General features: G+C 72.5%; 21 protein-coding genes. 14 read left to right on the forward strand and 7 right to left on the reverse strand.

Annotated features, from left to right (window positions below; all coding sequences use genetic code 11):
- The 6 genes from ABZW32_RS35300 to ABZW32_RS35325 form a co-directional block, all read left to right on the forward strand.
- The coding region (locus ABZW32_RS35300; RefSeq protein ID WP_356224301.1) for an MFS transporter at positions 1–976 on the forward strand (976 nt) is incomplete at its 5' end.
- A gap of 196 nt (positions 977–1,172) precedes the next feature.
- Entirely contained in the window at positions 1,173–3,056 is a 1,884-nt protein-coding gene (locus tag ABZW32_RS35305) for a hypothetical protein (RefSeq protein ID WP_356224303.1), read from the forward strand.
- Positions 3,057–3,096: 40 nt separating this feature from the next.
- On the forward strand, positions 3,097–3,747 hold the full coding sequence (locus tag ABZW32_RS35310; RefSeq protein ID WP_356224305.1) for a class I SAM-dependent methyltransferase: 651 nt from the start codon (positions 3,097–3,099) through the stop codon (positions 3,745–3,747).
- Between the two features lie 81 nt (positions 3,748–3,828).
- Positions 3,829–4,374 carry a nucleoside 2-deoxyribosyltransferase gene (locus ABZW32_RS35315; protein WP_356224307.1) on the forward strand — a complete coding sequence of 182 codons (546 nt, stop codon included), beginning with the start codon at positions 3,829–3,831 and terminating at the stop codon, positions 4,372–4,374.
- Positions 4,375–4,627: 253 nt separating this feature from the next.
- On the forward strand, positions 4,628–5,116 hold the full coding sequence (locus ABZW32_RS35320; RefSeq protein ID WP_356224309.1) for a hypothetical protein: 489 nt from the start codon (positions 4,628–4,630) through the stop codon (positions 5,114–5,116).
- A 275-nt stretch (positions 5,117–5,391) separates the two neighbouring features.
- Positions 5,392–7,746 (forward strand): phosphoketolase family protein, encoded by a 2,355-nt coding sequence (locus tag ABZW32_RS35325; protein WP_356224311.1) that lies wholly within the window; start codon positions 5,392–5,394, stop codon positions 7,744–7,746.
- A gap of 35 nt (positions 7,747–7,781) precedes the next feature.
- Here the strand turns inward: ABZW32_RS35325 and ABZW32_RS35330 are convergent, their stop codons facing one another.
- Complete coding sequence (locus ABZW32_RS35330) at positions 7,782–8,051, reverse strand: SHOCT domain-containing protein (protein ID WP_356224312.1); 270 nt, start codon at positions 8,049–8,051, stop codon at positions 7,782–7,784.
- 186 nt (positions 8,052–8,237) lie between these two features.
- Here ABZW32_RS35330 and ABZW32_RS35335 point away from each other — a divergent pair, with 186 nt between their 5' ends.
- Positions 8,238–8,699 carry a cyclic nucleotide-binding domain-containing protein gene (locus tag ABZW32_RS35335; protein ID WP_356224314.1) on the forward strand — a complete coding sequence of 154 codons (462 nt, stop codon included), beginning with the start codon at positions 8,238–8,240 and terminating at the stop codon, positions 8,697–8,699.
- A 19-nt stretch (positions 8,700–8,718) separates the two neighbouring features.
- Here ABZW32_RS35335 and ABZW32_RS35340 read toward each other — a convergent pair whose 3' ends face one another.
- On the reverse strand, positions 8,719–9,582 hold the full coding sequence (locus ABZW32_RS35340) for a universal stress protein (RefSeq protein ID WP_356224316.1): 864 nt from the start codon (positions 9,580–9,582) through the stop codon (positions 8,719–8,721).
- Positions 9,579–10,481 carry a universal stress protein gene (locus tag ABZW32_RS35345; protein ID WP_356224318.1) on the reverse strand — a complete coding sequence of 301 codons (903 nt, stop codon included), beginning with the start codon at positions 10,479–10,481 and terminating at the stop codon, positions 9,579–9,581. The genes ABZW32_RS35340 and ABZW32_RS35345 overlap by 4 nt, the downstream gene beginning before the upstream one ends.
- Positions 10,482–10,758: 277 nt before the next feature.
- Between ABZW32_RS35345 and ABZW32_RS35350 the strand changes: the two genes are divergently transcribed.
- From ABZW32_RS35350 to ABZW32_RS35360, 3 genes are read left to right on the forward strand one after another with little or no spacing between them, the layout of a single operon-like run.
- Positions 10,759–11,385, forward strand: a complete 627-nt coding sequence (locus ABZW32_RS35350) for a CBS domain-containing protein (RefSeq protein WP_356224320.1) — start codon at positions 10,759–10,761, stop codon at positions 11,383–11,385.
- A gap of 9 nt (positions 11,386–11,394) precedes the next feature.
- Complete coding sequence (locus ABZW32_RS35355; protein WP_356224322.1) at positions 11,395–12,054, forward strand: CBS domain-containing protein; 660 nt, start codon at positions 11,395–11,397, stop codon at positions 12,052–12,054.
- Between the two features lie 59 nt (positions 12,055–12,113).
- Entirely contained in the window at positions 12,114–12,989 is an 876-nt protein-coding gene (locus ABZW32_RS35360; RefSeq protein ID WP_356224324.1) for a universal stress protein, read from the forward strand.
- A gap of 65 nt (positions 12,990–13,054) precedes the next feature.
- Here ABZW32_RS35360 and ABZW32_RS35365 read toward each other — a convergent pair whose 3' ends face one another.
- The 3 genes from ABZW32_RS35365 to ABZW32_RS35375 form a co-directional block, all read right to left on the reverse strand.
- Positions 13,055–13,510, reverse strand: coding sequence for a hypothetical protein (locus ABZW32_RS35365; protein WP_356224326.1), 456 nt, complete (start codon positions 13,508–13,510; stop codon positions 13,055–13,057).
- Between the two features lie 453 nt (positions 13,511–13,963).
- Positions 13,964–14,635, reverse strand: a complete 672-nt coding sequence (locus ABZW32_RS35370) for a pyridoxamine 5'-phosphate oxidase family protein (protein WP_356224328.1) — start codon at positions 14,633–14,635, stop codon at positions 13,964–13,966.
- Between the two features lie 5 nt (positions 14,636–14,640).
- Positions 14,641–15,717: a zinc-dependent alcohol dehydrogenase family protein gene (locus tag ABZW32_RS35375; protein ID WP_356224330.1), complete on the reverse strand. Its 1,077-nt coding sequence runs from the start codon at positions 15,715–15,717 to the stop codon at positions 14,641–14,643.
- A gap of 280 nt (positions 15,718–15,997) precedes the next feature.
- Here ABZW32_RS35375 and ABZW32_RS35380 point away from each other — a divergent pair, with 280 nt between their 5' ends.
- Positions 15,998–16,738 (forward strand): CBS domain-containing protein, encoded by a 741-nt coding sequence (locus ABZW32_RS35380; protein ID WP_356224332.1) that lies wholly within the window; start codon positions 15,998–16,000, stop codon positions 16,736–16,738.
- Positions 16,739–16,751: 13 nt separating this feature from the next.
- Complete coding sequence (locus ABZW32_RS35385) at positions 16,752–17,066, forward strand: hypothetical protein (RefSeq protein WP_356224334.1); 315 nt, start codon at positions 16,752–16,754, stop codon at positions 17,064–17,066.
- A gap of 34 nt (positions 17,067–17,100) precedes the next feature.
- On the opposite strand, the gene ABZW32_RS35390 is transcribed toward ABZW32_RS35385, so the two are convergent.
- Positions 17,101–17,469, reverse strand: coding sequence for a nuclear transport factor 2 family protein (locus tag ABZW32_RS35390; RefSeq protein WP_356224336.1), 369 nt, complete (start codon positions 17,467–17,469; stop codon positions 17,101–17,103).
- Between the two features lie 70 nt (positions 17,470–17,539).
- Here ABZW32_RS35390 and ABZW32_RS35395 point away from each other — a divergent pair, with 70 nt between their 5' ends.
- A complete protein-coding gene (locus ABZW32_RS35395; protein WP_356224338.1) occupies positions 17,540–18,466 on the forward strand; it encodes a LysR substrate-binding domain-containing protein in 927 nt (308 codons plus the stop codon).
- A 215-nt stretch (positions 18,467–18,681) separates the two neighbouring features.
- The coding region (locus ABZW32_RS35400; RefSeq protein ID WP_356224340.1) for an FAD-binding protein at positions 18,682–18,893 on the forward strand (212 nt) is incomplete at its 3' end.

Here is an 18,893-nt window from a genome sequence, read left to right on the forward strand (position 1 = left end):
CGCGACCGCCGTCGCCTACCCGGCGGCGCTGGCCGTCCTGGTGTGGGCGACGCGCCCGGGCGGCTGGGGGCAGCCCGTGGCGGCGCTGGTCGCGGGGGTGGTGCTGCCGCCCGCGAACGCCTGCATGCGCTCGCTCTGGGCGCGGCTGCCGCTGCGGAAGGAGGAACGCGAGACGGCCTACCTCTGGGAGGCGCTGCTCACCGAGGTCCTGGTGATCGGCGCGCCGCTGATGCTGGCGGCGCTGATGCTGGTCGGCTCGGCGGGCCTGGCGCTGACGGCGGTCGCGGTGGTGGGAGGCCTGGGCACGCTCGGGCTCGCGTACACGCGTCTGCCGGACGGTACGGAAGGCGCCCCGGCGGCCGGTCCCGGAGGGGCCGGCCACCCGCTGGGTCCGCTGCGGGAGCCGGCCCTGCTGGCACTGGCCGGCGTCATGGCCGTCTCCGCGGTGCCCATCGGTCTGCTGACCCTGGCCATCCCGGCGTTCGTCGACCGGCACGGTGCTCCGGGCGGCGCGGGGCTGGTGTACGCCTGCTGGGGTGTCGGCAGCGCGCTGGGTGCCCTCTGGCTCGGCCGGTCCCCGTCCCGGGTGGCCCCCGGGGTGCGTCTGCCCCGCCTGCTGCTGGCCTACGCCCTCGGGACGGGGCTGACGCTGCTCGCCGGGTCCCAGCCGGGCCTGGCGCTGGCGCTGGCGGTGGGCAGCGTACCGATCGCGCTGGTCTCCGCCACCGAGATGACCTTGGTGAGCGGCATCGCCGACGAACGGTCCATGGCGGAGGCGTTCACCTGGGCGTCGCTGGCCACCGTCCTCGGTGACGCCCTGGGCCAGCAGGCCGGCGGGCTGCTGATGGACCCCTTCGGGCCGCGGGTGGTGTTCGCGGCGGCGACCGGGACCGCCCTGGCCGCGGCCGCACTGGCCCTCGCCTGCCGGGGGTTGCTGACACGACAGGCGGCGCCGGAGGCGGAGTGCGCGGCGTGACGGCCCGGCCCGGCCCGGCAGGCGGGGCCCCGTCGGCTCGTCGTGCGCCCCTTACCGATCGCGGCCGATCGCGGCCGATCGCCGATGGCATCCGATCCCTGATCGCAGCCCCTCCCTGATCGCAGCCCTTCCCTGATCACTGTCCTTCCCCCTTCCCCTCCGCTCCCCCGGTGCGGACAACACGAGGTGGTCCACCATGAACGCCGCCATCACCGAGCAGCGGACCGACCGGCCGTCCGGCCCGGCCCCCCTGTTCCGTCCTGTCACCCGGCAGGAGTTTCCCGGGGCCGTGCGGGAGTTCCTGGACTCCCCCCGGCTCCTGCCGGTGCCGGTCCCCACCGAGGACCGCCCGGATCTGGCGGAGAGCGTCGAACTGGCCCGCCGGCTGTACGGCGGCCTGCGGCAGCCGGACCCGCTGGACGTCGGGATCCTGCTCGGCGAAGCGCGACTGCCCGAGGGGTTCGCGGAGCTGACCCGCCCGCTCGCCCGGACGTGGGTGGCCGAGGAGGAGCTGGCCGACGTCGCGGCGTTCCGGGCCCGGCACGGTGGCTCGTTGCTGGTCGTCGGCCGGTACGACCGGCTCACCCTCACCCCCGTCCGGGCCCTGCTGATGGCGACGTACCGCGGCCCGCGGCACGGACTGACGCTGCTCAGCGGCCGGGACGACGCCTCGGTCGTCTGGAACGTGGCCAAGCAGTACGCGGAGCCGGCCCTCGACGTCGACGCGCTCGGCCTCTTCACGGACACCGACCGGCCTCCCCGGCTGCCCGGCGTCCAGGTCTTCGACGACCGCGACTTCGAGCGTTCGGACATCCAGGCGCAGATCCTGGGCACCCGGTGGAGGCGAGTGGCCTTCCAGGGACACGGCAAGGACGACAGCGTCAACCTCGGGGAGTTCACCATCTGCGGCCGGAGCGACCCGGCACCGGCCGTGCCCGGGCTGCTCGGCCCGCGCTGCGCCTACGGTCTGCCCTGCTACAAGCCGGAGGACAAGCTGGTCCCCCTCAACCGGGTGGAGGCCGTGGAGCTGGTGCTCAGCGCCTGCAACAGCGGCCCGCTCGCGGACCTCGCGCTGTACGACCCGAAGTACCAGCTGCTGCTGAACGCGCTCGACGGCCCGGCCCGTACCGTGGTCTCGGCCGTTTCGGTACACGACTCCGACCGGCCGGAGAACGTCGCCTGGATGCACGGAGCCCTGATCGGCGCGGACTCGGTCGACACCCTCAACGCCAGCCTGGCGGGCTCGCACCCCTACCCGGCGTTCATGCGCTTCGGACTGCCCGGGGCACCGGAGGACACACCGGCGCCCCCCGCTCCGGCGGACCACCGCCCCGACCCGCTCCTGCTCACCGTGGGCAGCAGGCTCACCGCCTACCTCGCCTCGGACCTGCTGCCGCACAACCACCCGCTGCGGCCCCGGCTGACCAAGCTGGCCCGCAAGGTCGACCTGTGGGTGGCGCGGCCCACCCATCTCGCCGACCAGTCGCCCGAGCAGATCGACGCCTCGCTCACCGCCGACCTCCAGTCGCTCGACCATGCGATCACCGAGCAGGTCGCGGCCGACCCCGAGACCGAGCTCATGAACTACCCGGCGCACTTCGGAGACCGCAGCAGCCTGGACCCCGAGGTCCGGGAGGTCACCTGCCACTGCGGCCGCCCCGCGCAGGAGTTCACCCGCAGGGGCCTGCTCCCGTACGTCCTGGACACCACCTGCGCCGTCTGCATGCGGTGCGGCGACGTCACCTTCCGGATCCCGGACGCGCCCACGCTGCTGGCCCACGCCGCGGACGAAGTCGGGCAGGGCGGGGTGCTGGAGGTTCGGGCCACGGTCACCGCGGCCCGGACCGGGCCGGTCCGGCTGGGCCTCTTCGTCCCGGGCTACCTGCGCGAGGACACCACCCTGGAGCCGGCCACCACCAGGCTCCGGCTCACCGGCGGGCGCGCCGAGGACGTCGCCTTCCGCGTGCGCTTCGCCCCCGGCACCGCCCCGCAGGCCTACTACTTCACGGTGTTCGCCGTGCAGGACCTCGCCGTCTCCACGGCCCGGCGCCACTTCGGCGTCGTTCCCCGGACCACCTGACCGACCCCCCGAACCCTCGTACCCCCACAGGGAGAAGAGCATGAAGAACCAGGACGTCGCCGAGCGGGGCACCGCGCCCCAGGACGCGCCGGCGATCGAACTGATCGAGCAGAACGGCGAAGTGACCCTCAGCATCGGCGGCGAGCAGGCCATGCAGGCCTGGGAGCGGGACCTGATGTGGGCCAGTGCCGACATGCTGTGCGAGTACGGCAAGGACTTCTACGAGGTCGGGCTGGGCCTCGGCCTGTCCGCGCTGCGCATCGCCGGGAACGCGGCGACCCGCAGCCACACGGTGCTGGAACTCTTCGACGAGGTCGAGGACCTGTTCAGGGCCCGGCACCCCCACGTACCCGACAACCTCACGGTCGAGCGGGGCGATTTCTTCGAGCGGATCTTCGAGCTGCCGTCGGAGAGCGTCGACGGAATGTTCTTCGACCCGGCCCTCGACATGGAGGTCTGGACGGACACCGGGCTGTGGGCCAGGACCATGCCGGAGGTCGTCCGGGTGCTGCGCCCTGGCGGCGTCTTCATCCCCTTCTTCAGCACCAGGCCGGAACTGCGCTGGCAGTACCTCCCGCACTTCCGCCGGATCCGGGTCGAGCGGCACCCCTTCGTCGCGTACGACACCACCGAGTACACACACGGCGGCACCACCGGCGACGCCTTCATCCAGTGCTTCCTCAAGGACTGACCCGACCCGTCCCCGCCCTCGGGCGCGCGTCGGCAGGCCCGCACCCGACACCACGCACCCGCGCCACTCCGGAGGTACCCCATGGCCATCACACTGCCCCTTGGCTCCCCTGACTCCGCCGGGTCCCCTGGCTCCCGCCCCGACCTGGGCATCCGCTCGGTCTTCCTCGCCGGCCCGTTCATCCAGCTCCTGGATCCCGGGACCGGCGAGATGCCGGCTGACGCCCGAGCCCCGTTCGACGTCCTGATCAAGCACTTCGAAGCGCAGGGGCTCGCCGTGCACAACGCCCACCGGCGTGAGGCGTGGGGGGCGGAACTGATGCGTCCGGAGCAGTGCACCAAGCTCGACCAGGACGAGATCCGCAAGGCCGACGTCTTCGTGGCCCTGCCGGGCCACCCCGCCTCCCCGGGCACCCACATCGAGATCGGCTGGGCCAGCGCCTTCGACAAGCCGATCGTGCTGCTGCTGGAACGCGACAGGGAGTACACCTTCCTGGTCCAGGGCCTGCACACGGTCGCGGCGGTGGAGTACGTGGTCCACACGGACATCGCCACCTGCCTGCCCGCCGTCGACCGGGCGGTGGACCTGGCCGTCCTGCGGCAGCGGGAGGGCAACGGCGGCCGGTGACCGGGAACCGGGCTCCGGCCGCCTCCGGAGCCCGGTCCCGGACCGGAGACGGATCACCGGCGCTCGCCACCGTCGGCCGTCTCGATCCGAGGAGAAGGCTCCACGGGTACAGCCGGTGGCGGTGCGGATGTCCTCGATGCCCGCCACCTCGGACGCGGCACCCCGGCGGCACCGCCGGGCAGTTACGAACCTGTTGCCGGAGCTGTGGGCTCCGCCACAGCGTTCGCTCCCACGGCCCTGCTGGAGTCGGGAGGTGGCCCTCTTCCTCCTGCTCCTCGTCCCGGCCGGTCTCGTCCTTCCGTTCGTCTTCGCGGGCCGGGCCGTCGGAGTTCTGTCCCGGGCCGGCGGGCCGCAGCGGGCCGGCGGCCACGCCTGGCTGCGCACCGCCGGCTTCGCCCAGGCGGCGATCGCGTCGGGCGTGTACGCCTGGGGCCTGCTGCACGTCACCGGCGCGGTCATGTCGGCGGAGGACGGCGGAACGAACTCGGTCCCCCTTCCGCCCTGCCGTACCGCGGGCTGGGAGCAGCGGGCGGAAGCGATCACCGGCTACCGGGTGGAGTACGTGCCCCTGCGCTTCGTGTGCGAGAGCGACGACCTCGGCGACCAGGCCGTCTCCGTCCCCGGCTACGTCAACCCCGTCTTCTTCTTCCTCGGCCTCGGAGCTGCCGTCTGCTTCACGGTCGCGGCCCTGGATTCGGGCAGCGGCCGCGACCAGGACGGCACCCGGACCCCGACGAAGTAGACCTTCCGGGGCCTGGCACCCCTCAGCCCGCCCCCGCCCGGGAACTCGCGGTCGGTTGCGCGGGGATGCGGCGTGGTTCGGGCGGGGATGCGGCGGCGGGACGGGACACTGGCGCCGTCGGCCTTCGGCGCCGTCCTCGTCGCGGCGCTGCCGGAAAGGTCCGATGGTCCCTCGCGAAGGCCCACTCTCCCCTGTCGGCCGACTGCCGTCGGGAGCACCGTGAGGGGGTCGGCCCAGTCGACGAACTTCTCGGTCCGCCGTACGAAGGAGCGGAGATGACGCAGTACCCGATCACCGAGCTCGACGCCCACTGGCGCGCCGCCAACTACCTGGCCGCCGGGCAGATCTACCTGATGGACAACCCGCTGCTGACCGAACCGCTGAGGCCCGAACACATCAAGCCACGGCTGCTCGGCCACTGGGGTACCTCCCCCGGCCTCAACCTCGTGTACACCCACCTCAACCGGGTGATCAAGGACCGCGGCCAGGAGGCCCTGTGCGTCTGGGGCCCGGGGCACGGCGGACCCGCCGTCCTGGCGAACTCCTGGCTGGAGGGCACGTACTCGGAGACGTACCCGGACATCGGCCGGGACGGCGAGGGGATGCGGAAGCTGTTCCGGCAGTTCTCCTTCCCCGGCGGGGTCCCCAGCCATGTGGCACCCGAGACCCCGGGCTCGATCCACGAGGGCGGCGAGCTCGGCTACTCGCTCGCGCACGCCTACGGGGCGGCCTTCGACAACCCCGGCCTGCTCGTCGCGTGCGTCATCGGTGACGGCGAGGCCGAGACGGGGCCGCTCGCGGCCTCCTGGCACTCGAACAAGTTCCTCGACCCGGTGCGCGACGGCTCGGTCCTGCCGATCCTCCACCTCAACGGCTACAAGATCGCCAACCCCACCGTCCTGTCCCGCATCCCCGAGGGCGAACTGGACGGGCTGCTGAGGGGCTACGGCCACGAGCCGCTCTACGTCACGGGCAGCGATCCCCACAGCGTGCACCGGACCATGGCCAGGGCGATGGACCGGGCCGTGGACCTCATCTCCGAGATCCGCAGCGAGGCCCGGACCGGCGGACGCGACTTCAGCCGCCGCCCGTGGCCCGTGATCGTCCTGCGGACCCCCAAGGGCTGGACCGGCCCGGCCGCGGTGGACGGCGACCCCGTCGAGGGAACGTGGCGGGCCCACCAGGTCCCGCTGGCCTCGGTACGGGAGAACCCCGAGCACCTGCGGATGCTGGAAGAGTGGCTGCGCTCGTACCGCCCCCGGGAACTCTTCGACTCCGAGGGCCGTCCCACGGAGCCGGTCCTGTCCTGTGTGCCGCCCGGTGACCTGCGGCTCGGCGCGACGGCGCACGCCAACGGCGGGCGGCTGCTGCGTCCGCTGCCGCTGCCGGAGCCCGATGCCCACGCGGTCGCGGTGGACAAGCCCGGCCGCTCGGTCCACGAGCCGACCCGGGTACTGGGTTCCCTGCTGGCCGAGGTGATGAGGGAGACCGAGGACAGGCGTGACTTCCGCGTCGTCGGCCCGGACGAGACCGCTTCCAACCGGCTCGACGACCTCTTCGGCATCACGGGCAAGGCCTGGCAGGAGGCGACCGAGCCCACCGACGCGCACCTGGCACGCGGCGGGCGGGTGATGGAGATCCTCTCCGAGCACACCTGCCAGGGCTGGCTGGAGGGGTACCTGCTGACCGGCCGGCACGGGCTCTTCTCCACCTACGAGGCCTTCGCACACATCGTCGACTCGATGGTCGCCCAGCACGTGAAGTGGCTGCGGACGGCGCGCGAGCTTCCGTGGCGGGCACCGATCGCGTCCCTCAACTACCTGCTGACCTCGCACGTCTGGCGCCAGGACCACAACGGTTTCTCCCACCAGGACCCGGGCTTCGTCGACCACGTCCTCAACAAGAGTCCGGAGGTCGTGCGCGCCTACTTCCCGCCCGACGCGAACACCCTCCTCGCGGTCGCCGACCACGTCCTGCGCAGCCGGGACCAGGTCAACGTGATCGTCGCGGGCAAGCAGCCCTCCTTCGACTGGCTGCCGATGGACCAGGCCCGTACCCATTGCGCCCGTGGCGCCGGCATCTGGGACTGGGCGGGGACGGACGACGGCACGCGCGAGCCCGACGTGGTGCTGGCCTGCGCGGGAGACGTCCCGACGCAGGAAGTGCTCGCCGCGGCGGCGCTGCTCCGCGAGCACCTGCCGTCGCTGGCCGTCCGGGTCGTGAACGTCGTCGACATCACGCGCCTGATGCCCCGGGAGGAACACCCGCACGGGATGACGGACGTCGAGTACGACTCCCTGTTCACCGCGGACACACCGGTGATCTTCGCCTACCACGGCTATCCGTGGCTGATCCACCGGCTCGCCTACCGCCGGGCCGGCCACCCCCACCTGCACGTTCGCGGCTACAAGGAGTCGGGCACCACCACCACGCCCTTCGACATGGTGGTGCGCAACGACCTCGACCGGTACCGGCTCGTCATGGACGTCATCGACCGCGTTCCCGGCCTGGCGGAACGCGCCGCGGCCCTGCGCCAGACCATGGCCGACCAGCGGATCCGCCACCACGACTGGATCCGCGCCCACGGAAGTGACCTCCCGGAGGTCGTGGACTGGTCCTGGCCGTACTGACGACGGCCCCGCGCGCGAACGTCCGGGGCCGGCCCCTATCGGCCGGTCCGGCCGGGGCGGTGCCTGCGCAGCGTCGCCAGCCGTCGTTCGTACTCCTCGTCGTCGACCTCGCCGAGAGCGAATCGTTCGGCGAGGAGCTGCTCTGCGGAGGGTGCCGCCGGGTCATCCTGGCGGCCCACGGAACCGCGCCCGGCCGTGTGCACGACGAGAAGCACGACCGCGACGATCAGCAGTATCAGGAAGACCGAGCTGAGGGACATGGCGAACCAGCCCCACCCACTCATGCCGTGACCGTTCCAGTACATGGGTTCACCCGCTTCCGGTGCGGGCACCCATCGCCGAAGTCCGGCGGTGGGATCCCGCTGGGACCAGCCTCCTTCCCCATGGTGCCTCCGGGCATGAGCCGGACGGGGCGGGGCTCCGGACCGGTCGGCCCTCGCGGTTCCGCGGGCCGCCCGACAGACTGGGAAAGGACACGAAGGGAGGCCACCATGCGCACACGTCCCCCTACCCAGGTCACCGCCCTGCCCCCGGAATTCCGTGCCCGCCTCATGGAGCACGCCCAGGAGGTCGGCTTCGCCGAGGGCACCCGTCTGTTCAACGAGGGTGGCGTGGCCGACCGGTTCTGGATCATGAAGTCCGGTGTGGTCACGCTGGATCTGCACGTCCCCGGTCGGCAGGCCGCGGTCGTGGAGAGCCTCGGCTCCGGCGAGCTGGTCGGCTGGTCGTGGATGGTCAGGCCGCACCAGTGGCATCTGGGCGCCGAGGCCATGACGCCCGTACGCGCCTACCAGTTCGACGCGGCCGAAGTGCGCACGCTGATGGACGCCGACCCCGCCCTGGGCTCCGCCGTCGGCGCCTGGGTGACCCAGGTCCTGGCCCATCGACTGCAGGCCGCACGGATACGCCTGCTCGACCTGTACGCCCCCCACGGCAGCGGAAGCACCGTCTGAGGCCGGTCGGAAGCACCTGTCACGCGGTGGGAACGGTGACGACCGGGCAGCGTGCCCGGTGCAGGAGGCCGTGGACGACGGAACCGAGGTGCATGCCGCTGTACCCACCACGACCCCGGCGGCCCACGACCACGGCCAAGGCGTGCTCGGCGGCCTTCGCCAGTTCCTCCACGGGGTGCCCGACGGGAATCTCGTGCCGGACGGTGACGTCCGGGTACCTCGCCGACCAGCCGGCGGTCGTCTCGGCCAGCAGCCGTCGCTGGGCCCGTCGCGCCACCTCCTCGTCCAGCTCCGTGAAGACCGGGGGCTGGAACACCGAGAGGGCCCGCAGCCGCGCGCCTCGGAGGTCGGCCTCCTCGTATGCGAAGGCGAGGGCGGCCTCGGAGGATTCGCTCCCGTCGATCCCCACGACCACGTAGGGGGGCTGTTGGCTGACGTGCTCGGCATCACCGACCACCGCCACCGGGCAGCCGGCCTGCGCCACCACGGGTACGACGAGGGATCCGGCGCTGAAGACCTCGGCCGCCCGGCCCAGGTGACGTGAACCGAGCACGACCATGCGCGCTCCCCGCGACAGCCCGCCGATGACGGCCGCCGGAGGACCTTCCAGGACGTCGCCGGCCACCTCGATTTCCGGACGGCGGCCCCGCCCCCAGTCCAGGGCCTCGTGCAGTGCTCGGGCTCCGGCCTGGCGCAGGGCCGTCCGGTGGGGTGTGTCATCGACGTGACGGGTGCCGTGCCGGGCCGGCACGGCAACGACCAGGTGCAGGCCGAGCCCGCGCCGGTGGGCCTCGTCGGCCGCCCACGCCAGGGCAAGACGCCAGTCCCCGGCCGGGTCGATGCCGACGACGAGTTCGCGGCCTTCGGCCGTGCTGCCGCTCATGAGTCGCTCCACATCTCTCGACCGTGCCGGGGAAGCAGGAGGACGGGGCAGTGGGCATGGTGCACCAGAGTGTGGGTGACCCGTCCGAGGCTCGGACCCATGGATCCGGGCGCGCGACGGCCTCCCATGACCAGCAGGTCCGCGTGATGCGACGCCTCGACCAGGACCCCGGCCACCGACATGGTCTTGTCCGCGTCCGCTTCGACGGTGAGGTCGGGGTATTCGTCCCGGATCTGCTCCGTGACGGCCTTCAGCTTCTCGACGTGCTCGCCCGCGAGGTCCTCCAGGTTGTCGACCATGGTCAGGACGTTCCCGACGGACTGCAGCATGTTCCATACGTGGAGCAGCCGCAGCTCCGCCCTGCGCAGCTCCGCCTCACGTGCGGCGTACCGGGCGCACGGGAGGTCGTGCTCGTCCCGGACGGCCACGACGACGACTCCGCCCTCGGTTCCGCTGTCGGCTCCCCTGACCACGACCAGCGGGGTCTTGGCACCCGCCGCGGTCTTGAGGGCCACCGAGCCGAGCGTGAGGGGGCCGAAGCCGCCCCGGCCCCGGTCGCCCACCACGATGGTGCCGTGCAGCCCGGCGGCCCTGTGGAGGCTCGTCACCGGATCGCTTCGGCTGAGTTCCGTGGTGACGCGCAGGCCCGGGCGTTCGGCCGCGACCGCCTCGGCGGTTTCCCGGAGGAGGCCGCCACCGGCCTCATGGACCCGTTCGATCGCGTAGGCCGACAGGTGCAGGGCCTTTCCGTCGGTGTCGGTCCCGTGGACGATGTGCAGCGGGCGGTCGCGGCGTGCGGCCTCAGCGGCGGCCCACCGCACCGCCGCGCGCGCGGGGTCGGACCCGTCGACACCCACGATGACCGAGCTGATGTCCGGATCTCGGACGGTCCCTTCCATCGTTCCTCCTCGCCGAGCCGGTGAGCGCAGCCACCACGCCGGAACCGGGCTTCCCTGGCCCGAAGGGCCGCTCAGGTCCACGTTCGGGGCCAAAGGTCCCCGTCGTGCTCCTCCCGCCCGCGTCCGTCGGCCGGAGGTGACCCGAACGGTCCCCCGCGAAGGACCGTTCGGCCCTCGTCGCCGCCGGCGGACGTAGTGGAACATTGACCACGGATCCTCGGGGAGCGGGCCACTGGGGGTGCCGCGAGACTGACTGTGCCGGCATGAGGAGGGCACCATGGGGCACCGCAGCGTCGCGGACATGATGACGCCCACCGCCGTCACCGTGCAGCGTGGTACGGCGTTCAAGGAAGTGGCTCGTCTGCTGTACGAATTCGGTATCACGGCCGTGCCCGTCGTGGATGACGCCGGGCGTGCCGTGGGGGTCGTCTCCGAAGCCGACCTGCTCGGGGGCCTCGGCGCCGGCAACGGTGCGGATACGGCAGCCGACCTGATGAGCAGCCCGGCCGTCACCGCCCGGCCGGAGTGGAGCGTGGTCCGGGCGGCCCGGCTGATGCGCGAGCGCCGGATCAAGCGTCTTCCCGTCGTGGACGGCGAGGGCCGGGTCGTAGGCGTACTCAGCCGGAGCGACCTGCTCCAGCTCTTCCTCCGCCGCGACCGCGCCATTCAGGAGGAGATCCTGGAGGACGTCCTCACCCGGACCCTGCGGCTGCGCCCGTCCGCTCTGACCGTCGATGTCGCCGACGGCGTCGTGACCCTGAGCGGCACCGTGGCCCGGTCGAGCCTCGTCCCGATCGTCCTGCGGCTGTGCCAGAGCGTCGACGGAGTGGTGGACGTGGTCAATCGGCTCACGTTCGAACGGGACGACATGTCGGTCGACGTGCGCGACACCACGGGACGGTAGGAGTAGACCGTGAGACACCGAGAAGTAGGCGAGCTGATGACCCGCGAGGTCGTGACGGTACCGGGTGACGCGCGGTTCAAGGACATCGTCCGCACCCTCACCGAGCACCGGGTGTCGGCCGTCGCCGTCGTCGACAGCGCGGGACGTCCCCTCGGAGTGGTGTCGGAGGGAGACCTCCTGCCGAAGTCGGCCGACCAGGGGGACTTCCTGCGCTCCCTGCCCGCGCCCGAGGCCTTGGAGCGCGAGAAGGCGGAGGCCACACGGGCCGAGGAGCTCATGTCGGCTCCCGCCGTGTGTGCCGGGCCGGCCTGGACCGTCGCCGAAGCGGCCCGCCTCATGGAGGCACAGGGCGTCAAGCGGCTGCTGGTCGTCGACGCGGCGGACAAGCTGGTGGGCATCGTCAGCCGACGTGATCTGCTGAAGGTGTTCCTGCGCGACGACGACAGCATCCGCCACGAGATCACCGGCGACGTCCTGGACCGCACCCTGCGCCAGGACCCCGGCACCGTCACCGTCGAGGTGACCGACGGCCGGGTCGAACTGCACGGATCGGTGCAGTTCAAGAGCCTGATCCCGGTGATCGAAAGGCTCTGCCGCACCGTCGACGGAGTCGTCGGGGTGACACAGCACCTCGCGTACGCGGTCGACGACGGCGCGCCCGCCCACTGAAGCACGGCTCCCCCGCCGCCGAGCACGGCCCGCCTTCCGGCCACACCCATGAGGACGCCATGGATCACCGCATCACCGTCGGCCTCGACGGGTCTCCCGAAGGCGGGGCCGCCGCCCGTTGGGCGGCGCGCGAGGCCGTGCTGCGCGGCGCGGAGCTGCGCCTCTTCCACGCCGAGGAGTCGTCGGTGCCGGTAGGTGCTCCCGCGGCGGCTTCCGAGGTACGGCGCGGATGGGCCGAGGCCCTCCTTGAGGACGCGGCCGAGGCCCTGCACCACGTCCATCCGGAGCTGCGCATCACGACGCAGTCGCACGAGGGCCCGCCCGCGGCCTCGCTGGCCACCGCCGCGGCCACCGCCGACCTGCTGGTTCTGGGATCCCGCGGGCTCGGCACCCTGTCCGGCTTCGTCCTCGGCTCCGTCGCCATGGCCGTTCTGCACTCCACCGAGCGGCCCGTCGTGCTCGTACGCGGCGGGGAGGACGGACTCCCTCACCCGGCCGGCGAGCACACCCGCCGCGACGTGGTCGTCGGCGTCGACATCGGCCGGCCGTGCGACGCCGTGCTCGCCTTCGCCTTCGAGGAAGCCGCACGCCGGTCCTGCCGCCTGCACGTCCTGCACGCCTGGCCGCCCCCGGTGATGGTCGGGTACGGAGCGGCCTACGATCCCCGCGTCCATGCGCAGATCAACGAGAACATGACGGCCGACCTGGCCGAAGTCCTCGGACCCTGGCAGGACCGGTTCCCCGCCGTGGACACGACCGCCCTGACCCCCATGGGACACGCCGCGCAGAAGCTCGTCGATTGCGGTGCCGGGGCCGGCCTGATCGTCGTCGGCCGCCGCATCCGCCGCTCGTCGTTCGGCGCCCGCATCGGCTCGACCACACACGCCGTGATCCACCACGCCGTCCCGCCGGTGGCCGTCATCGCCCACGACTGAGCCGGGTGGCCCGCCTCCGGGTCAGCGGTGGGCCCGGTCCGGTGGTGTGCCGATACGGCGGGGCCTCAGTCGTCACCTGCCTCCCGGCCCGGGCGGAGTCGGCCGGACCAGCCCGGTTCGACGCGTTCCCAGTCCCGCTCCCACTCGGTGAGGTTGCGCGCTTCCACGCTGCGCAGGCGCAGGGAGACGACTCCTGCGGCCGCGAGCGTGATCAGGCCCGCGCTGCCCGCTCCGGCCGCGACGGCGTCCGACAGCAGTTCGGTCTCGCCTCGGGGAACGGAGGCCATCGCGCCGGTGTCGTCGACCCACAGCGGGACGGTGTGCCCCACGGGTGTTCCCGCGGGGACGGGCAGAGTGGCCGTGTGCGGGGAGGCGGGGGGATACCACCACTGCACCCGGGCCACCGTGGTGGCGTCGTTGACCCCGGTCGGGAGGTGCCGCGTCACTTCGCCGACGGTGGTCGCCTTCACCTGGTGACGCTGCCGCGCCTGCTCCGCGGCCGCGCGGAGCCCGTTCTCCATGGATGTGAGTCCCACTTGGACGCCACAGGCCACGGCGAGAAGGCACGACAGGGCGAAGACGAGGAGCCAGCGGCCGCGGGTACGGTCCGTCGCCCGCCGGAGCGGGTTGGTCTGCGCATGATGCCAGTGCTGTCGACCGGGGGGGCCGTCCCGCGAACCTCCGCGTCCTGGTCCGGACGAGCTTCGGTGGAACATGCCGCACCTCCTCGCTGCGACGGTGCCGATCCGCTCAGTGCGCGGCGCCGAGTCCGGCGCCGGAGCGATGGGCCCGGCTCCGGCCGCCGGGGCTCCCGATGGTGCTTCTCCTCCTTGCTCTCAGTGTGCTCCGCATGGAAGGTGCCCCGCCTCCGCTCCGTCCAGGTGCCCGGTATCGGGCAGGGCCGGCGGGGGTCGGCTCGAAGGCACACGGAACCGAGGACCCGTCGGTGTCGAGGGCGGCGGCCCGGACCGGCTTCATCGACGGGCCACGCGACGGCCGGTGATCCGGACGGGGGTGACCGACATCCAGTGGGTGCGGTGGCCCCCCGCCCACGGCAGGGAGCGCGCGAGGGCGTCGAGGCGCCGAAGGGCTTCTCCGTCGGTGACGCCGACGACGTCGCCGACGGCCATGACGCTCCAGCCCTGCTTCATCGCGTCGTCGATGTGGTCGACCTCGAAGGCCACCTCGGTGCCGGTGGCACGGGCGAGCAGCGCTTCGTCCGAGGTCCGGAAGGCTATGTCGGGCCCGGCGACGACGTAGTTGACCGGGAAGATCGCGGGGCCTTCCGTGGTGAAGATCGCGACGCGGCCTATGCCGTGCGTCGACAGCAGCCGGCGGCATTCCGTCTCGCCGAGCGTCACGAGGTCGGAGTCCAGCCAGGCGGTTCCCCGGCCGGGCGGTTGGTCGGTGGTGGCTCCGGTCAGTTCGGCGACGGTGGTCTCCAGGCCGTCGGCGAGACGTACGAGCGATCCGGCGCTGGGGTTGGCGGCCCGTTCTTCCAGGTAGGCGATGTACGAGGCGTCCGTACCGCATCGGTCGCCCACCTCCTCGCGGGTGAGACCGAGTTCCGTGCGGCGGGCGGCGATGCGTCGGCCCAGGTCCGTGTGGCCGACGTCCCGAGTGGGCTCGGGTGCGGTGCTGGGCATGATGGTCACTTCCCCGGGGTCTGCGCGGTGAGGGTGTCGTGCTGCGGGCCGCCCAGCGCCACCTTGAGGGCGCCCGTCCCGGCCGCGCGCGAGAAGACGTCGTACGCCTCTTCCATCTGCCCGAGCTCGAAGCGGTGGGTGATCAGGGAGGCTGCGGGGAGCCGTCCGGCGGCCATCATCTTCAGCAGCATCGGTGTCGAGTAGGTGTCGACGAGCCCGGTGGTGAGGGTGACGTCCTTGATCCACAGGTCTTCGAGGTGGAGGGTGGCCGGTTTGCCGTGGACGCCGATGTTGGCGACGTGGCCGCCGGGCCGGACCATCCGCGTGCACATCTCGAAGGCTTCCGGGACGCCGACCGCCTCCATGACGACGTCGGCGCCGAGCCCGTCGGTCAGGTCTTCGACCAGCCGCTCGGGCTCCTCGTCCGCGCGCGCCGTCGCGTCCGCACCGAGGGAGCGGGCTGCGGCCAGCCGGGGTTCGGCGAGGTCGACGGCGATGATCCGGCCGGGGCTGTAGAGGCGCGCGGTGGTGACGGCCGCCAGGCCGATGGGGCCGGCGCCGACCACGACGACCGTGTCGCCGGGCCGGACCCTGCCGTTGAGGACACCCACCTCGTAGGCGGTGGGGAAGATGTCGGCGAGCAGTACGGCGTCGTAGCTGTCGACGGCGCTGGGCAGCGGGTGCGCGGACAGGTCCGCGAAGGGCACGCGGACGTATTCGGCCTGGGTGCCGTCGATGGTGTGGCCCAGGACCCAGCCGCCGCCTCCGCTGCACTGGCCGTAACGGCCTTCGCGGCAGAACCGGCAGCGGCCGCACGAGGAGATGCAGGAGATCAGCACCCGATCGCCCGGCCGGACACTGCGGACGTCGCCGCCGGTCTCGACGACGGTGCCGACCGCTTCGTGGCCCAGGATGCGGCCCGGCGTCACCTCGGGCACATCGCCCTTGATGATGTGCAGGTCGGTGCCGCAGATGGTGACCGCGTCGACGCGGACGACCGCGTCGGCGGCGTCCTTGATGCTCGGGTCCGCAGCGTCCTGCCAGGAGGTCTGCCCCGGACCGTGGAAGACGAGTGCCTTCATGGGGTCGCCCTCGCTTTCCTCTCTCGTCAGGTGTCGGTCACCGCCAGCCTGACCCCGTGAGGGCCGTCCCGCATGGGCCGGACGGCCCCACGGCGGGGCCGGTCGGGCCCGGCGTCATGGCCCTCGCGGCCCTCCCCGGCTCCCGGCCACGGAGTCAGCCTGAGGAGTGAGGGGCCGAGGCACACCCCGGCCACCGTGCGGACTCGCGCTCCTGCGCCCGACACGTTCGCCACCTGCGGCAGCGGCCGGCCGCTTGCCCACGCCCGGTGAGGATCCCACCATGACCGCCACCCCGTACACCGTCAGCGACGTCATGACCAGGCAGGTCATCGCCTTCACTCCCGACGCCGGGTTCAAGGAGATCGCCGCCTCGATGGAACGGTGGAAGGTGAGTGCCGCCCCCGTGATCGAAGGCGAAGGCCGTGTCGTCGGCGTGGTTTCGGAGGCCGACCTGCTCCCGAAGGAGGAGTTCCGCGACCGCCGTCCCGGCATGATCGAGCAGATGCGCCGCCTGGGCGACACCGCGAAGGCCGGGTCCGTTCGGGCCGGTGAACTGATGACGACCCCGGCGGTCACCATCCGCCCGGACGCCACCCTTCGGCAGGCGGCTCGCCTCATGGCCGAGCGCCACGTCAAACGGCTTCCGGTGGTCGACGCCGACGGCACCCTGAAGGGCATCGTCAGCCGCGCCGACCTCCTCAAGGTCTTCCTGCGCCCCGACGAGGAACTCGCCGAGGACGTCCGGCGCGACGTGGTGCGCCTCCTGTTCCCGGTCTCCCACACCCGCGTCGAGGTCGCGGTCACGCAGGGTGTCGTGACCCTGACCGGGCAGGTGCGGGACGGGCAGTTGATCCCCGTCGCGGCACGGCTCGCCCAGGCCGTCGAAGGCGTCGTCGACGTGCGCTGCCGACTCGGCACCGTGGCCTCCGCCCGAGTCCCGATGCCGGGCGCGGGAGAGGAGACAACGCGAGAACGCCGGGCCGGCCGTAGCGTGGAAGAGGCAAAGGACACTCCGCGGTGAGGGGCGATGCGCAATGACCTGGGCTTCGTGGACGACGACAGGGGTCTTCGCCGGACGGGGCGGTGTGCTCACGGAGGAGGCGGGGGTTCTCAGTGGGGACCTGACCGTGCACACCACCTGGTCGGGCCGGGAGGCCAACGTGGCGGTGCAGTACAGCGGCGGTTCGGACTGGTTCACGGTCACCGGCAGTCCGGTGCACTGCTCGTCCGAGGAGGCCAGCCGCCATCTGCACCAAGAGGTGGTCGACGCCGTACGCGGCGACGCGGCCGCCACCGTCCCCCACACGATGGCCACGGACGCCGTCCACAGTGGGGAGGAATCGGGGTAGCCGCACGCCCATGTGGCACCAGGGTCCTCCCCGTTCACTTCCGCCTCTCGAACCCCGCCAGCAGTGCGCGGGGGTCGAAGGTCACGCGGATCCGGGTGATCTTCCCGTCCTCGACGTGCATCCAGTTCGCCGTCGGTGTGGGCGGCGCGACGCTGGTGTGCAGGTCGAACCAGGTGATCGCTTCATCGCCTTCCGCGACCCGCGTCTTCACGTCGATCTTCTCCAGCACCTGGCCGAGCCCCTTCAGCCCGGCGAGCGCCTCCTCCACCCCCGACGCCGTTCCCAGGGCTCCGACGAAGTCGACGTCTTCGGCCAGCAACCCCCGCAATGCCTCGAAGTCGCCCGCCTCCCAGGCGGTGAAGTAGGTCTCGGCAAGCTCTCGCGCAGTCTTCGTCGTCGTCATGCCTCCATCCTCCAGCCGCCTCTTCCATCCGTCCAACAGATGGATCCGATGGCATCTATCATCACTGCATATGGAACTCCACCAGCTGCGCTACTTCGCCGCGGTCATGGACGAGGGCACGTTCACCGCCGCCGCCCATCGTCTGCACGTCAGCCAGTCCGGCATCAGCACCCAGGTCGCCAAACTGGAGTCGGAGCTGGGCCAGCAGCTGCTCGACCGCTCCGGCCGCCGGATCCGCCTCACCCCGGCCGGTGAGGCCGTCCTCCCCCTCGCGAGGAACGCCCTCGCCATCCTGGAGGCCATCCAGCACACCGCCGCCGAATTCGCCGATGCCGTCCGCGGACGGGCCCGTCTCGGCATGATCATGGGCTGCTCGATCCCGGCCTTCCTCGACACCGTCGCCGACCTCGGCCGCACGCACCCCGGCATCGAGCTCAGCCTTCACGAGGGCCACTCCGACGACCTCCAGGCCCAGGTCCTCTCCGGCTCTCTCGACCTGGCCCTGATCGGCTACGCCGGCGAGGTCGGCCCGGGCCTGGACGTGAGCGTCGTCATCGACGAACCGATCACCGCCGTCGTCCCGGCCGGGCACCCCCTCGACCGGACGGACCTGCGCCTCGCCGACCTCCAGGTTGAGAAGGTCCTCTGCCTCTCCCCGGGCACCGGCATCCGCGCGGCCTACGAGGACTCCTGCCGCAGGATCGGCCTCGACCCACGCGTGGACATCGACGCCAGCTCCCCGGCCGCCCTCCTGCGCCTCGCCGAGCGCGGTGCCGGCGCCGCCGTCCTCAGCGCGTCCTCCGCGCAGGGCACGGACCTGCGGACCGTCCCGCTCACCGACGCCCCCACGCACGCCCGGCTCGGCCTCATCACCCGCCGAGGCCGGCACTCCCCGGCCGTGCAGCTCCTGCTGACCAGGCTCCTCGCCGCACTGCGGCCACGGCACCAGGGTCTGCGCCCGGTCGCCGGCCTTGTGCGGAGTGTCCGGACGTCCTAGCCTCCTGGGGTTGTTGCTCGTCCATCCGGGACAACCGAAGGCCCCGCGCCCGAAACCCGCTCATCGGGAATCGGAGCCCTCGTGACCAGTTGTGACATGCCCGTACTCTCGGCCCGTTTACCGGGTGATCTCCGACCCTGGCGGCAGCGGTGAGCGCGCCGGCCCGTCCATCGGACGGCATCGTCGGGCCGTTGCGGTCCGCGCTGGGGGCGGCCGTGCGCGCACCCGGAACCGCGGGGTACCAGGACGCCCTGGCCCGCGTCTTCTTTCCCGAGGCCGCCCGTCGACGGCCCGCGTGCGTCGTGGCGCCCCGCACGGCCGAGGAGGTGGCGACCGTCATGAGGGTCGCCACGGAGGCGGGAGCCCGGGTGACGGTGCGCGGCGGGGGGCTCAGCTCGAACTGTGTCGCCGACGGGGCCGTCATGCT

Source organism: Streptomyces sp. NPDC004667 (assembly GCF_040609475.1).
Classification (GTDB): domain Bacteria; phylum Actinomycetota; class Actinomycetes; order Streptomycetales; family Streptomycetaceae; genus Streptomyces.

Coding starts and splice junctions, on each gene's coding strand:
- ABZW32_RS35370 (WP_356224328.1), bottom strand. CDS start 14,635: ATGCCCAGCACCGCACCCGAGCCCACTCGGGACGTCGGCCACACGGAC.
- ABZW32_RS35315 (WP_356224307.1), top strand. CDS start 3,829: ATGGCCATCACACTGCCCCTTGGCTCCCCTGACTCCGCCGGGTCCCCT.
- ABZW32_RS35310 (WP_356224305.1), top strand. CDS start 3,097: ATGAAGAACCAGGACGTCGCCGAGCGGGGCACCGCGCCCCAGGACGCG.
- ABZW32_RS35335 (WP_356224314.1), top strand. CDS start 8,238: ATGCGCACACGTCCCCCTACCCAGGTCACCGCCCTGCCCCCGGAATTC.
- ABZW32_RS35375 (WP_356224330.1), bottom strand. CDS start 15,717: ATGAAGGCACTCGTCTTCCACGGTCCGGGGCAGACCTCCTGGCAGGAC.
- ABZW32_RS35345 (WP_356224318.1), bottom strand. CDS start 10,481: ATGGAAGGGACCGTCCGAGATCCGGACATCAGCTCGGTCATCGTGGGT.
- ABZW32_RS35305 (WP_356224303.1), top strand. CDS start 1,173: ATGAACGCCGCCATCACCGAGCAGCGGACCGACCGGCCGTCCGGCCCG.
- ABZW32_RS35380 (WP_356224332.1), top strand. CDS start 15,998: ATGACCGCCACCCCGTACACCGTCAGCGACGTCATGACCAGGCAGGTC.
- ABZW32_RS35390 (WP_356224336.1), bottom strand. CDS start 17,469: ATGACGACGACGAAGACTGCGCGAGAGCTTGCCGAGACCTACTTCACC.
- ABZW32_RS35395 (WP_356224338.1), top strand. CDS start 17,540: ATGGAACTCCACCAGCTGCGCTACTTCGCCGCGGTCATGGACGAGGGC.
- ABZW32_RS35385 (WP_356224334.1), top strand. CDS start 16,752: ATGACCTGGGCTTCGTGGACGACGACAGGGGTCTTCGCCGGACGGGGC.
- ABZW32_RS35325 (WP_356224311.1), top strand. CDS start 5,392: ATGACGCAGTACCCGATCACCGAGCTCGACGCCCACTGGCGCGCCGCC.
- ABZW32_RS35340 (WP_356224316.1), bottom strand. CDS start 9,582: ATGAGCGGCAGCACGGCCGAAGGCCGCGAACTCGTCGTCGGCATCGAC.
- ABZW32_RS35360 (WP_356224324.1), top strand. CDS start 12,114: ATGGATCACCGCATCACCGTCGGCCTCGACGGGTCTCCCGAAGGCGGG.
- ABZW32_RS35365 (WP_356224326.1), bottom strand. CDS start 13,510: ATGGAGAACGGGCTCCGCGCGGCCGCGGAGCAGGCGCGGCAGCGTCAC.
- ABZW32_RS35350 (WP_356224320.1), top strand. CDS start 10,759: ATGGGGCACCGCAGCGTCGCGGACATGATGACGCCCACCGCCGTCACC.
- ABZW32_RS35330 (WP_356224312.1), bottom strand. CDS start 8,051: ATGTACTGGAACGGTCACGGCATGAGTGGGTGGGGCTGGTTCGCCATG.